Annotated in this window: 14 protein-coding genes; 6 read left to right on the top strand and 8 right to left on the bottom strand. The window is 72.2% G+C overall.

The window, feature by feature from the left end; genetic code table 11:
• The first annotated feature begins 36 nt into the window (after positions 1-36).
• Positions 37-933: a helix-turn-helix transcriptional regulator gene (locus OG509_RS23725; protein WP_406184474.1), complete on the top strand. Its 897-nt coding sequence runs from the start codon at positions 37-39 to the stop codon at positions 931-933.
• A 76-nt stretch (positions 934-1,009) separates the two neighbouring features.
• On the opposite strand, the gene OG509_RS23720 is transcribed toward OG509_RS23725, so the two are convergent.
• Positions 1,010-2,284 (bottom strand): Ig-like domain-containing protein, encoded by a 1,275-nt coding sequence (locus tag OG509_RS23720; protein WP_406184471.1) that lies wholly within the window; start codon positions 2,282-2,284, stop codon positions 1,010-1,012.
• 147 nt (positions 2,285-2,431) lie between these two features.
• Positions 2,432-2,776, bottom strand: coding sequence for a hypothetical protein (locus OG509_RS23715; protein WP_406184470.1), 345 nt, complete (start codon positions 2,774-2,776; stop codon positions 2,432-2,434).
• Between the two features lie 107 nt (positions 2,777-2,883).
• Here OG509_RS23715 and OG509_RS23710 point away from each other — a divergent pair, with 107 nt between their 5' ends.
• A complete protein-coding gene (locus tag OG509_RS23710; RefSeq protein WP_406184469.1) occupies positions 2,884-3,258 on the top strand; it encodes a hypothetical protein in 375 nt (124 codons plus the stop codon).
• An 85-nt stretch (positions 3,259-3,343) separates the two neighbouring features.
• On the opposite strand, the gene hutH is transcribed toward OG509_RS23710, so the two are convergent.
• The 5 genes from hutH to OG509_RS23685 form a co-directional block, all read right to left on the bottom strand.
• The gene (hutH, locus tag OG509_RS23705; protein ID WP_406187663.1) at positions 3,344-4,885 is read right to left on the bottom strand and encodes a histidine ammonia-lyase; all 1,542 of its coding nucleotides are present in this window, start codon (positions 4,883-4,885) and stop codon (positions 3,344-3,346) included.
• 96 nt (positions 4,886-4,981) lie between these two features.
• Positions 4,982-6,100, bottom strand: coding sequence for a diguanylate cyclase domain-containing protein (locus OG509_RS23700; protein ID WP_406184468.1), 1,119 nt, complete (start codon positions 6,098-6,100; stop codon positions 4,982-4,984).
• 101 nt (positions 6,101-6,201) lie between these two features.
• Positions 6,202-6,993 (bottom strand): enoyl-CoA hydratase/isomerase family protein, encoded by a 792-nt coding sequence (locus tag OG509_RS23695; protein ID WP_406184466.1) that lies wholly within the window; start codon positions 6,991-6,993, stop codon positions 6,202-6,204.
• Positions 6,994-7,178: 185 nt separating this feature from the next.
• On the bottom strand, positions 7,179-8,363 hold the full coding sequence (locus tag OG509_RS23690) for an adenylate/guanylate cyclase domain-containing protein (RefSeq protein ID WP_406184465.1): 1,185 nt from the start codon (positions 8,361-8,363) through the stop codon (positions 7,179-7,181).
• Positions 8,364-8,505: 142 nt separating this feature from the next.
• On the bottom strand, positions 8,506-9,372 hold the full coding sequence (locus tag OG509_RS23685) for a biotin--[acetyl-CoA-carboxylase] ligase (protein ID WP_406184463.1): 867 nt from the start codon (positions 9,370-9,372) through the stop codon (positions 8,506-8,508).
• A 131-nt stretch (positions 9,373-9,503) separates the two neighbouring features.
• On the opposite strand from OG509_RS23685, the gene OG509_RS23680 reads away from it, so the two are divergent.
• The 4 genes from OG509_RS23680 to OG509_RS23665 all read left to right on the top strand — a co-directional run bounded on the left by OG509_RS23680 (position 9,504) and on the right by OG509_RS23665 (position 12,253).
• Positions 9,504-11,099: an acyl-CoA carboxylase subunit beta gene (locus OG509_RS23680; RefSeq protein WP_406184461.1), complete on the top strand. Its 1,596-nt coding sequence runs from the start codon at positions 9,504-9,506 to the stop codon at positions 11,097-11,099.
• Between the two features lie 27 nt (positions 11,100-11,126).
• Positions 11,127-11,336 (top strand): acyl-CoA carboxylase epsilon subunit, encoded by a 210-nt coding sequence (locus OG509_RS23675; RefSeq protein ID WP_387282026.1) that lies wholly within the window; start codon positions 11,127-11,129, stop codon positions 11,334-11,336.
• Positions 11,337-11,446: 110 nt separating this feature from the next.
• The gene (gene mmpB / locus OG509_RS23670) at positions 11,447-11,578 is read left to right on the top strand and encodes a morphogenic membrane protein MmpB (protein WP_099889787.1); all 132 of its coding nucleotides are present in this window, start codon (positions 11,447-11,449) and stop codon (positions 11,576-11,578) included.
• Between the two features lie 42 nt (positions 11,579-11,620).
• A complete protein-coding gene (locus OG509_RS23665; RefSeq protein ID WP_406184460.1) occupies positions 11,621-12,253 on the top strand; it encodes a Maf family protein in 633 nt (210 codons plus the stop codon).
• On the opposite strand, the gene OG509_RS23660 is transcribed toward OG509_RS23665, so the two are convergent.
• Positions 12,234-12,722: a hypothetical protein gene (locus OG509_RS23660; protein ID WP_406184458.1), complete on the bottom strand. Its 489-nt coding sequence runs from the start codon at positions 12,720-12,722 to the stop codon at positions 12,234-12,236. The two genes, OG509_RS23665 and OG509_RS23660, sit on opposite strands and share 20 nt — an antisense overlap.
• Positions 12,723-12,887: the final 165 nt, after the last annotated feature.

The following is a 12,887-nucleotide window of genomic DNA, read 5'->3' as shown; positions in this document are numbered from 1 at the left end:
GTCCCGCCGCGGCGGCCGCCCGGCGATACTGACGTCATGGACCAGCTTGATCAGCGTGCCGAACTGGGCGAGTTCCTCCGCTCCCGCCGTGCGCGGCTGCGCCCCTCGGACGTCGGCCTGCCGGACTACGGGCGCCACCGCCGCGTACCGGGGCTGCGCCGCGAGGAGCTGGCGCAGCTGGCGGGCGTCTCGGTGGCGTACTACACCCGGCTCGAACAGGGGCACGGCCAGAACGTGTCCGCCGAGGTGCTCGACGCGATCGCCCGGGCGCTGCGCCTGGACGGCACGGAGACGGCCCACCTGACCCACCTGGCCCGCCCCAGACCCCGCAGGCAGCGCGCGAGGCAGTACCGGGCGGAGCACGTGCGTCCGGAGCTGCGGACGCTGATGGACGCGATGGACGGGGTGCCTGCGTACCTCCTGGGGCGGCGGCAGGACGTCATCGGGTGGAACCGGCTGGCCGCGGCGGTGTTCGGGGACTTCGGCCTGCTGCCGCCCCAGGAGCGGAACCTGGTGCGGATGGTGTTCCTGGACCCGGCGGCTGCCGAGCTCTACGCGGACTGGGACTGCCTGGCCTGCCGGGTCGTGAGCAGTCTGCGCATGTGCGCGGGCGAGCACCCGGACGACGAACAGCTGTCGGCGCTGGTCGGTGAGCTGTCGGTGAAGAACGAGGTATTCCGCCGGCTGTGGGCGGCGCACACGCTGGCGGACAACAAGACGCACGGGGTGAAGAACCTGCGGCACCCCTTGGTCGGCGAACTGTCCCTGTCCTTCGAGACGCTGGCCCTGCCGGGCGACTCGGCACAGGCCCTGGTCACCTACCACGCGGCGCCGGGTTCCCCCTCGCAGGACGCCCTGCGGATGCTGGCCTCCTGGTCGGCTCCCGCCGCTCCTTCTTCGGCGGCTTCGTCCCCTGACGGGGCCACCGCCTGAACTACGACGGATGGCGGGGAGCCTCGCCGTTTCCGGGGGCTCCCCGCCATCCGCGGGGTTCGGTCGAAACCGGAGGTCAGGCGGCCGTGCCGGCCTTCCAGTCCGCCCAGCTCATGTTCCAGCCGTTGAGGCCGTTGTCCGGCTTGATGGTCTTGTCCGGCGAGTTGACCACCGTGACCACGTCACCGATGAGCGAGTTGTCGTAGAACCAGGCAGCGGGCTGGTTCGGGTCGTTGGCACCCTGGGCGTCGTTCAGACCGACACAGCCGTGGCTCGTGTTCACGCTGCCGAAGATCGAGTCCGATCCCCAGTAGTTGCCGTGGATGAACGTGCCGGACTGGGACAGCCGCATCGCGTGCGGGACGTCCTTGATGTCGTACTCGCCCTTGCCCTCGCTGTTCTTGAAGCCGACGGTGGAGCCGTCCATCCGGGTCTCCTTGAACTTCTCGGAGATCACCATCTGACCGTTGTACGTCGGGTTCTCCGGCGAGCCCGCCGAGATCGGGATGGTCTTGAGGACCGCGCCGTCCCGGGTGACGGTCATCTTCTTCGTCTTCGCGTCGACCGTCGAGACCTGGCTGCGGCCGATCTTGAAGGTGGCGGTCCGGTTCTGCACGCCCTGGACGCCGGGGGCGCCCTGCACCCCTTCCAGCGCCAGCTTCAGCGTGACGGTGGAGCTGGCCTGCCAGTACTGCTCGGGGCGGAAGTCCAGGCGCTGCGCGCTGAACCAGTGCCCGACGACCTCCTGGCCGCTGCTGGAGCTGACGGTGATCGCCGCCTGGACCGCCTTCTGGTCCTTGATCGGCTTGTTGAACGTGATCGAGACCGGCATGCCCACGCCGACCGTCTGGCCGTCGTCCGGTATGAACGAGCCGACGAAGCTGTTCTCCGGGGAGACGGTGGTGAAGGACGCGTTCTCGTGCGCCTCCTTGCCGGCCTCGTCCTTGGCGGTCGCGGCCAGGACGTACTTCGTGGAGCGCTTCAGCGCGGCGTCCGGCTTCCAGCTCTTGCCGTCGGCGGCTATCTTGCCGGCCACGGCCGCGCCCTCGGAGGTCTTCAGCTCGACCGCCGTGAGGGTGCCGTCGGCGACGGCGACGTTGGTCGCGTCGTTCAGGCCGACATTGGTCGCGCCGTCCTTCGGCGTGATCGTCATCTTGGCCTTGGAGGCGTCCTTGGCCGCGGCCGCGTCCACGTCCGACTGGGACTTGCTGCCGCTCGCGTCGCCGCCCTTGGCCTTGCCTTCGTCGCCACCACCGCAGGCCGAGAGCACCAGCACGCCACCGAGTACGGCGGATATGGCCACCAGGGACCTTCTCCGCCGCTTCTTGTCCGTCCTCACACGCCACTCCATCGTTGCCAGAACCCCCGAGCTTCCCCCGGCCAGCGCCGGGCGGTGCCCCGATCAAGGCAGGGAGACACGCCCCCTGCCTCGCACCAGTCAACGCGTTGAAGGCCCGGATCGGTTCCACATCCCGTTTGAATGTGGGCAACCACACGGTCAGGCGCTGTCGGTCGTCTCTTCGTCGTACTCCCCATCTTCCTCGCCCAGGTCCCACTCCATGGACTCGGGGTCGTATTCGACGGGCTCGCTGCTCCAGGAGGCCTGCGCCAGTTCCACCCCGGGGATGTCCGCGACCAGGTCAGTGGGGTCGACCAGGTACGCGAGCGCCTCCGATTCGTCTTCCCGTACCGCCGATTCGGCGTGGCCGCGCTCCTCGTCCGGCATGAACTCGTCGGCTTCGATGTGCGCGAGCGCGGCGCCGGTGAGCGCATCGGCATCGGGCACTTCCAGCACCAAATCCACGCGAAGCCGGACGTATCGTGATGTGTCAGAAGGGTTCATACGACGGAGCGTAAGCCCGCGGCAGCCCCGACTTTCCCACGACCCGCCCTTGTCCGTAGCATCACCGCACACGGCCAATTCGCTGCGTCCGCAAGGGGGATCGCACCGTGTCCGCACGTCGACCGCTGCTCACCGCTCTCGGGGCGACCAGCCTCCTCGCCGCCCTCTGGTTCGTGCCCTCGGCGAACGCCACCGCACCGGGGTCCGCGGGGTCCGAATCCTCCATGTCCTCCGGTTCCGGTTCTGGTTCCGGTTCCGCCGCGCCCGAGTCCGCCAACACGGCGGGTACCGGGTCGGTGACCACGCTGGTGGCGAAGTCCTCGGACGCTTCCGGGGACACCGCCCAGACTGCCGGTCAGGTTCCGCTGGGGCTCGCCGACACCGGCGGGATCGACACCACCCCGTACCTGCTGGGCGGCACGCTCTGCCTGGGCCTCGGGGCCGGGTTCGTCACCTACTCCGTACGCCGCTCGCACGCGTAGCGCCCGTACGAACACACGCCGAAGGGCCGCCCCCGCAGACTCCCGGGAGCGGCCCTTCGCGGTACGTGTACGGCCAGGGGTTCGGCTAGGCGAGCGGGCCCGTCACCGGCTCCACCGCCGCGACGAGGCCGCCGCTGCGGACGAACGCGTCGGCCGCGGCCAGGTCGGGGGCGAGGAAACGATCCGGCCCGGGACCCTCCACACCGGCCGCCCGAGCCGCCGCGATGGCCGCCCGGCTCGCCGGGGCCGGGGTGAGCCCGTGCCGCAGCTCGATGGCCCGGGTGGCCGCGTACAGCTCGATCGCGATGATCCGGGTCAGGTTGTCCACGGCGGTACGGAGCTTGCGCGCGGCCGACCAGCCCATGGAGACGTGGTCCTCCTGCATGGCGGAGGACGGGATCGAGTCGGCGGAGGCCGGCACGGCCAGCCGCTTCATCTCGCTGACCAGGGCGGCCTGCGTGTACTGGGCGATCATCAGACCGGAGTCGACACCGGCGTCGTCCGCCAGGAACGGCGGCAGCCCGTGCGAGCGGTTCTTGTCGAGCAGCCGGTCGGTGCGGCGCTCCGCGATGGAGCCGAGGTCGGCCGCCGCGATCGCCAGGAAGTCCAGGACGTACGCGACCGGCGCGCCGTGGAAGTTGCCGTTGGACTCCACGCGCCCGTCGGGCAGCACCACCGGGTTGTCGACGGCGGAGGCCAGCTCACGCGAGGCGACGAGGGCGGCGTGCGCCATGGTGTCGCGGCCGGCGCCGGCGACCTGCGGGGCACAGCGCACCGAGTAGGCGTCCTGCACGCGCGGGGCGGACTCCTCCTGGAAGTGCCCGGTGAGCCCGGAGCCGTTCAGGACGGCGGCCATGTTCGCGGCGGAGGCGCCCTGACCCGGGTGCGGGCGGATGGCGTGCAGCTCCGGCGCGAGCACCTTCTCGGTGCCGAGCAGCGCTTCGAGGGTCAGCGCGGCGGTGATGTCGGCGGACTTGTAGAGCTTGTCGAGGTCGGCGAGGGCCATGACCAGCATGCCGAGCATGCCGTCGGTGCCGTTGAGGAGGGCGAGGCCCTCCTTCTCCTTGAGCTCGACGGGCTGGATCCCGGCCTCGGCGAGCAGCTCGCCGGCGGGGCGCACGACCCCGTCCGGACCCTCGGCGTCGCCTTCGCCCATCAGGGTGAGGGCGCAGTGCGAGAGCGGCGCGAGGTCGCCGGAGCAGCCGAGCGAGCCGTACTCGTGGACGACGGGCGTGATGCCGGCGTTGAGTACGTCGGCCATCGTCTGCGCCACGGACGGCCGGACGCCGGTGTGGCCGGAGGCGACGGTCTTCAGGCGCAGGAACATCAGGGCGCGCACGACCTCCCGCTCGACGCGCGGGCCCATGCCGGCGGCGTGCGAGCGGACGATGTTGCGCTGGAGCTGGGCGCGCAGCTCGGGGCTGATGTGCCGGGAGGCGAGGGCGCCGAAGCCGGTGGACACCCCGTAGACGGGTTCGGGCTTGGCGGCGAGGGCGTCGACGATCGCGCGGGCGCGGGCGAGGGCGTCGAGCGCCTCGCCGGACAGCTCGATCCGCGCGTTGCCGCGGGCGACGGCGATGACGTCCTCGGCGGTGGTCCCGGACGTCCCCACCACGACAGTGTGCATATCCATATTCAGCAGCCTACGGACTGAATCGCTTCATGTCACCCCTCTTCACGCGCCCCTCGCGCCGCGCGCCACGCGCCCCGGCGCGGGAGCGGGTCAAGGCCGGCCGCGGAAGCGGCGCCGCTCCCCCGGCACCTCCTGCGCGGCAGCGGCATCGGCCAGGCGGACGACGGCGGTGTCCCGGCCCGCGACCACGGGCTTCGGGGAGCGGGCGGCCTTGGCCTTGTACTGGGCGGCGTCGGCCAGCCGGAACAGCCTCCGGGAGGACTTCACGGGCCCGATCGGGTCCCCGGTGGACGCCACCCCGCAGGCCACGCCCTCCCCGAGCTCCAGCTCGGCGGCGCGCAGGCACAGCTCCTCGCTGACCCGCACCACCTCGTCGGCCGGGGGCCCGACGCTGACCAGGCAGAACTCGTCGCCGCCGAGCCGGGCGACGAGCGCGCCGGGCAGCATGGCCCCGCAGAGGCTGAGCACCGACCCGAACCGCTCCAGCAGCCGGTCGCCCATGGCGTGCCCGAGGGTGTCGTTGACCTTCTTGAGCCCGTTCAGGTCGCATACGACGAGACTGACCACGGCGGCGGCGCGCCGGTGCTCCTCCAGGGCCTCGTCGAGCCGCATGTCGACGGCGCGCCGGTTGGCGAGGCCGGTCAGGGGATCGGTGAAGGCGAGGCGGCGGGCCTCCTCCAGCCGCTCGTTCTGCGCGAGGCCGGCGGCGACGACCGCGGCCAGGACGGTCGCGAACTCGGCGTCGTCGGCGTCGAAGTCGGGCAGGCCGGCGTCGCGGGCGACGTACAGCTCGCCCCAGGCCCGGCCGCTGAGCACGATGGGCGCGACCACGCAGGTCCCGCGGCCGCGGCGGCGCAGGGCCTCGCCGCGCCGCCCGGGTCGGCCGCCGCCGGCCCCTTCCACCCAGGCGTGCGGCCCGCCGCCCCCGACCCACCGCTCGTGCAGGAACTCGGTGATCTCGGGAAAGTCGTGGACGGGATAGGACTCGTCCTCGGGAAACTCCTCTTCCCCGCCCCGCAGCCCACCCTCGTTCACGAGCACGCGGAGCCGGCCGCGTTCGCGCTCCCAGGCGGAGATCGCGGCGAAGGAGCCGTCCATCGCGAGCCGGGCCCCGCGGGCCGCGGCCCGGACGCTGTCCCGCGGTGCGCATGCGGCGGCCATGGCCTGCGCCAGCCCCACGACGGCTCGCAGCCGCCCGTCGACTCCCATCACCCCAGGTTAGGGAGTTTTGTCAGATTTGCCGACAATGGCCGCGATCTTGCGACGTACGGCCGGCGGCCCGGCTTCCGGCTTTCGGCTTGAAGCGGCGGCTAGCGGCCCGGCCAGTTGGGGCGGCGCTTCTCGTTGAACGCCGCCACGCCCTCCGCGCGGTCCCCCGAGAAGGCCACCGTCCGCCAGGCCGCGTCCTCGATCTCCAGGCCCGCCGTCAGGTCCATCCCGTGACCCAGGCGCAGGGCGCGCTTCGCCGCCCGCAGGCCCACCGGGGAGTTCGCCGCCATACGGGCCGCCAGGGCGAGCGCCTCGGCCCGGTCCGTGCCCGCCGGGACCACGGAGTCGACCAGGCCCAGCGACAGCGCCTCCGCCGCCTCCACCCGCCGCGCCGTGAAGATCAGCTCCGCCGCCCGCGCCGCACCCACGCGCCGCGGCAGCAGCTGCGTACCGCCGCCGCCCGGGATCACGCCCACGGAGACCTCCGGCAGCCCGACCACCGCCGTCTCGTCCGCCACGATCACGTCGCACGCCAGCGCCAGCTCGAAGCCGCCGCCCAGCGCGAACCCGTGCACCGCCGCGATCGTCGGCATCGGCAGCTCCAGCACGCCCCCGTACGCGCCCCGCGTGGTCGGCCGCTGCCGCACCAGCTCGGCGTCCGAGAGCGAGTTGCGCTCCTTGAGGTCGGCCCCGACACAGAACGCCCGCTCCACCGCCGACGACAGCACGACCACCCGTACCGACGCGTCTGCCGCGAGCTCCGCGCACGCGTCGCCGATGGCCCGCGCCATCTCCGTCGACACCGCGTTCATCGCCTTCGGCCGGTCCAGGACCAGCTCCGCGACCCCGTCCTCATGACGGTGCACAGCCACGAACTCAGACACAGCGACCACCGCGACCCTCCCGGTTAACGAACGTTACCCGGGGATCTTAGGGGGTACCGGGCAGGACGGGCCGGGCTCGCGGTGTCCGGTACCGCACCTCGCCGCGTTTTCGTCGGTCGCCGACGCTCCGCGTCGACTCCCTCCTCAGCCTTGCGATGCACGGCACCGGACACCGCTCCCTCATCCGGCCCGCCCTACCCGGCACCCCCTCGCTTCCGCCGCGTCAGCGACCAGGGCTCCACGACCCCCAGACCGCGCACCGGCCGCTGCCACATCGGCTGGAGCGCGAAGCGGTACGCACCGCCGCCCTGCTCCGCCTCGGCCTCCTTCTCGGAGACCGGCGCCGCGCCCGTACGCCCCAGCTCCTCCGCCATCGCCCCGTCGACCAGCACCGCGTCCTTCGGCGCTATCGACGTCAGCCGCGAGGCCAGGTTCACGGTGGTCCCGAAGACGTCGCCCATCCGGGTCGTCACCGTCCCGAACGCCATGCCGACGCGCAGCTCCGGCATCTGGGCGTCCGCTTCCATCGTCTCGATCAGCCGCAGCGCGATCTCCGCCGCCGTGGCCGCGTCGTCGGCGCAGTACAGCACCTCGTCGCCCAGCGTCTTGATCAGCCGGCCGCCGTGCGCGGCCACCAGGTCCGCCGAGGTCGTCTCGAAGGATTCGACGAGCTCGCCGAGCTCCTCCTCCTCCAGCCGCCGCGTCAGGCGCGTGAAGCCGACCAGGTCCGCGAAGCCCACCGCGAGCCGCCGGTCGACCATCTCCTCGTCGTCCGCCACCTGCACCACCCGCCCGGTGGCCGCCGCCAGCTGGCGGCGCCACACGTAGACGAGGAACTCCTCCAGCTCCGGCAGCAGCAGCTCGACCAGCGGGTACGTGACCTCCGTACGGGTCATTCCCGGCTCCGGCGGCTCCGTCAGACCCTCCAGGAAGGAGTCGATCTGCCATTCCGCCAGCCGGGCGGTGGTCTGCCCCGTGGACCGCGCCACCTGCACGGCCATCGGCTCGCTCAGCAGCCCGGCCTCGACCAGGCCCGCGAGCCGGCGCAGCGCCAGTACGTCGGCCTCCGTGAGCGCCTTGGCCTGGCCGATGTCCGCGAAGCCCATGGCCCGCCAGAAGCGGGAGGCGAGCTCCATCGAGACACCGGCGCTGCGGGCCGCCTGGAACGGGGTGTACCGGCGCTCCGCGCCCAGGATCAGCTGCTCCAGCCGGATGGCGAGCGGGTCCGCCGTCGGCTGTGCGGTGTGGTCGACCTCGTGGTGGGGAGTGTGCTGGTCACGCCCGATCGGGGTGCCCGGACCGGTGGACCCCGGGCCGGCCGGCCCCGGACCACCCGTCCGCGGGGCGGACGCGCCGGACGTAGAGTCGTCGACGGTCAAGGGCCGCCTCCTGTCCATTCCGTGCGCAATGCCCTGCCGAACCGGGTGATCGCCGGGAGGACCGGGATCGCCTAAACCATACGGCAGGTGTGCCGTAGCTCACTCCCCACTCCCCGCAGCCGCGGCCGCGACTGCGGGCCGGCTACCGCACCGACCGCAGGTGGACGACGTCCCCGGCCCCCACGGCCTCGTGCTTGTCCTCGGCCGTACGGATCACGAGCCGCCCGTCCGCGTCGACCGCTTCGGCCGTCCCGGTGAGCGTGCGCCCGCCGGGCAGGTCCGCCCGTACGTGCCGGCCGAGGGTCACGCAGTCCGCCGCGTAGGCCTCCTGAAGCCCGCTGGCGGCCGGGTCCCCGCCCGCCGCCCGCCAGTCCCCGTACCGCTGCTCCAGGGAGCGCAGTACGGCCTTCAGCAGGGGCTCCCGGTCCGTCACGGCAGCCTTGGCCAGGATCAGCGACCCGGCTTCGGGCACGGGCAGCTCGTCCTCGGTCAGGGTGACGTTGAGCCCGATCCCGATCACGACTCCGTCGCCGACACGCTCGGCGAGGATGCCGCCCGTCTTGCGCTCCTCGCCGTTCACGGTGACGAGCAGGTCGTTGGGCCACTTGAGGGCCGTGTCCACGCCGGCGGCCCGGGACAGCCCGCTCGCGGCGGCCACACCGGCCAGCAGGGTCAGCCACCCCCACCGCTCCTGCGGTACGGAGTCGCCCGGCTTGAGCAGGACCGAGAAGAACAGCCCGGACCGCGGGGGCGCGACCCAGCTGCGGTCGAGCCGCCCGCGCCCGGCGGTCTGCTCCTCGGCGACGAGCACGGCCCCCTCGGGCAGCCCCCCGGCCCGGGCGGCGAGATCGGTGTTGGTGGACCCGGTGGCGGCGACCACCTCGACCGAGCTCCACAGCCCCCCGTCGACGACGAGGGCCCGCTCCAGCGCGGCGGCGCTCAAAGGCGGCCGCTCAAGGCTCGACCAGCGGCCGGTGGCAGCCGCACCTGATGCATCTGATGGCGTCATGCAACCCACAGTAGGTGTGTCAAACGCCGCACTGCCGAGCGCCATGCCCGCCGATACGCTACGCACCAGTAGCCAGCAGTAGTCAATCAATTGACCAGGCAGTTGACACCACACAGGGAGCCGCGACCCCGATGTCACAACCCTCAGAGCCGATCGACATGCACACGACCGCGGGCAAGATCGCGGACCTGCAGCGCCGCATCGACGAAGCCACTCACGCCGGGTCCGCGCGCGCGGTGGAGAAGCAGCACGCCAAGGGGAAGCTGACGGCGCGTGAGCGGGTCGCCCTGCTGCTGGACGAGGGGTCCTTCGTCGAGCTCGACGAGTTCGCCCGGCACCGGTCGACCGCCTTCGGGCTGGAGAAGACCCGCCCCTACGGCGACGGCGTCGTCACCGGCTACGGCACGGTGGACGGCCGCCCGGTGGCCGTGTTCTCCCAGGACTTCACGGTCTTCGGCGGTGCCCTCGGCGAGGTCTACGGCCAGAAGATCATGAAGGTCATGGACTTCGCCCTGAAGACCGGCTGCCCGCTCGTCGGCATCAACGACTCCGGCGGCGCCCGCATCCAGGAGGGCGTCAGCGCGCTGGGCATGTACGGCGAGATCTTCCGCCGCAACGTGCACGCGTCCGGGGTGATCCCGCAGATCAGCCTGATCGTCGGGCCCTGCGCCGGCGGCGCCGTGTACTCCCCCGCCATCACCGACTTCACCGTGATGGTCGACCAGACCTCGCACATGTTCATCACCGGCCCGGACGTCATCAAGACGGTCACCGGCGAGGACGTGGGCTTCGAGGAGCTCGGCGGGGCGCGCACCCACAACTCGACCTCCGGCGTGGCCCACCACATGGCCGGGGACGAGAAGGACGCCATCGAGTACGTCAAGTCCCTGCTGGCGTACCTGCCGTCGAACAACCTCTCCGAGCCGCCCGCCTTCCCCGAGGAGGCGGAAACCGAGGTCACCGACACCGACCGCGAGCTCGACGTACTGATCCCGGACAGCGCGAACCAGCCGTACGACATGCACACCGTGATCGAGCACGTGCTCGACGACGGGGAGTTCCTGGAGACGCAGTCGCTGTTCGCGCCGAACATCCTCACCGGCTTCGGCCGGGTCGAGGGGCACCCGGTGGGCATCGTCGCCAACCAGCCGATGCAGTTCGCCGGCTGCCTGGACATCAACGCCTCCGAGAAGGCCGCCCGCTTCGTGCGGACCTGCGACGCCTTCAACGTCCCGGTGCTGACGTTCGTGGACGTTCCGGGCTTCCTGCCGGGCACGGACCAGGAGTACAACGGAATCATCCGGCGCGGCGCGAAGCTGATCTACGCCTACGCCGAGGCCACCGTCCCCCTGATCACCGTCATCACCCGCAAGGCCTTCGGCGGCGCGTACGACGTCATGGGCTCCAAGCACCTCGGCGCGGACCTGAACCTGGCCTGGCCGACCGCGCAGATCGCCGTCATGGGCGCGCAGGGCGCGGTCAACATCCTGCACCGGCGCGCCATCGCCGAGGCGGAGGAGGCGGGCACCGCCGAGGAGACGCGGGCCCGGCTCATCGCCGAGTACGAGGACACGCTGCTGAACCCGTACACGGCCGCCGAGCGCGGTTACATCGACGCGGTGACCATGCCGTCGGAGACCCGGACCCACGTGGTCAAGGGGCTGCGGCAACTGCGCACCAAGCGGGAGTCGCTGCCCCCGAAGAAGCACGGCAACATCCCCCTCTAGGACGCTAGGACACTAGGAGGCAGTCCCGTGGTGATCAAGGTCGTCAAGGGGAACCCGACGCCCGAGGAGCTGGCCGCCGCACTGGCGGTGGTCCAAGCGCGCGCGGCGGTGCTGGCCTCGGCACCGTCGGGCGCCGAGCGGGTGGCGGACGAGTGGTCGGCGCCGGCCCGGGTGGCCCGGCGGACGCTGCCGCAGCCGGGGCCGCGCGCGTGGGCCCGTACGTACTGGCCCGGTTAGGCGGGGTCCGGACGGACCCCCGTCCGGTCGTGAAGATGGTGTGAACGGACCGTGGCGCCTGAGTACCCGTACTCAGGCGCCACACCGGTCCGCGGGGCCAGGATCGGGGCATGCTCTGGTCAGACCCGAAGAACGAGCCGCCCAAGGACATGCGCGACGCGCAGGCGATGGTCCGGCGGATGACCGTGGTGGTCGTCCTCGCGATGCTGGTGGTCGTGTACGTGCTGGGGGTGGGCTTCTAGCGGGCGCGAGGGCGTGCCGGGGGTGTGAGGCCCGCGCCTACGATGGCGGGCATGACTGCTGCTGCCCAGGCCCCGGCCCACGCCCACGCCCTCGTCCTCGCCTCCGCCTCGCCCGCCCGGCTCAACCTGCTGCGCCAGGCCGGGCTGGCCCCGCACGTGATCGTCAGCCACTTCGACGAGGACGCGCTCAGCGCGGAGACCCCGGCCGAGCTGGCGCTGGCGCTGGCCGAGGCCAAGGCGGGCGTCGTGGCGGCCCTGGACGAGGCCGCGGGCGCCCTGGTGATCGGCTGCGACTCGGTGCTGGAGCTGGACGGCGAGGCGCTCGGCAAGCCGGCGGACGCCGAGGAGGCCACCGCCCGCTGGAAGTCGATGCGCGGGCGGGCCGGGGTCCTGCGCACCGGGCACTGCGTGATCGACACGGCGACGGGGCGTCAGGTGTCGGCCACCGCCTCCACGACGGTCCGGTTCGGCGAGCCGACGGACGCCGAGGTGGCCGCGTACGTGGCGAGCGGCGAGCCGCTGCACGTGGCCGGGGCCTTCACCCTGGACGGGCTGTCGGCTCCGTTCATCGAGGGCATCGACGGCGACCACGGGAACGTCATCGGGCTGTCGATGCCCCTGCTGCGCTCCCTGCTGGGCGAACTGGGCGTGTCGATCACGGATTTGTGGGCTTGAGCTCCCCGAGCGGCGCAGGCGGGGCCTCGCGGCCGTCAGGGGCGCCCCCCGGGGCCGTCCCGTCAGCGCCCCGGGCCGCGTAGAGCATCAGGGTCAGGACCAGCAGGCACAGGATCAGCATCATCACGGCGAAGGCGCCCCAGCCGACCAGCCCCACGGCGAGGGCGCCGAGCACCCCGTGGGTGACGGCGGCGGTGACGAGCACGACGCGGGCGAAGGTGCCGGGCGCGCGGTCGCGTACGGCCGCCACGGCGAGGAGTACGGCGCACAGGAGCAGGAACGCACCGATGCCCGCCCCCATTGCGTACGTCGCCGTGGACATGACATCCGGATCCATGCCCGCGATGGACATCGACTGATTGTGGGTGGTCCTGCCCAGCACGATGTGGACGAGGACCAGCGCCGCCGCCTCGGCGACGAGCACGATCGCGGCCAGTCCGGCCACGAGTCTGCGCAGTACGACGCCCACGACGACACACCCCTCCCGCCCCACAGCGACCACAAGCCTGTTCGACGCCCTGGAGGCTACTAACGGGTAAACGTACGGACAAGGGGTCCGGGCAGCTTCGTTACGCGAGGTGCCCACGCCGGTGATCACGCAAAGAATGTGTGGGCCGTTCGTAGGGACTCGACA

The sequence above is a fragment of the Streptomyces sp. NBC_01006 genome (assembly GCF_045162725.1).
In the GTDB taxonomy this organism is placed as follows: Bacteria; Actinomycetota; Actinomycetes; order Streptomycetales; family Streptomycetaceae; genus Streptomyces.
This window is presented reverse-complemented; position numbering and strand designations above follow the sequence as displayed.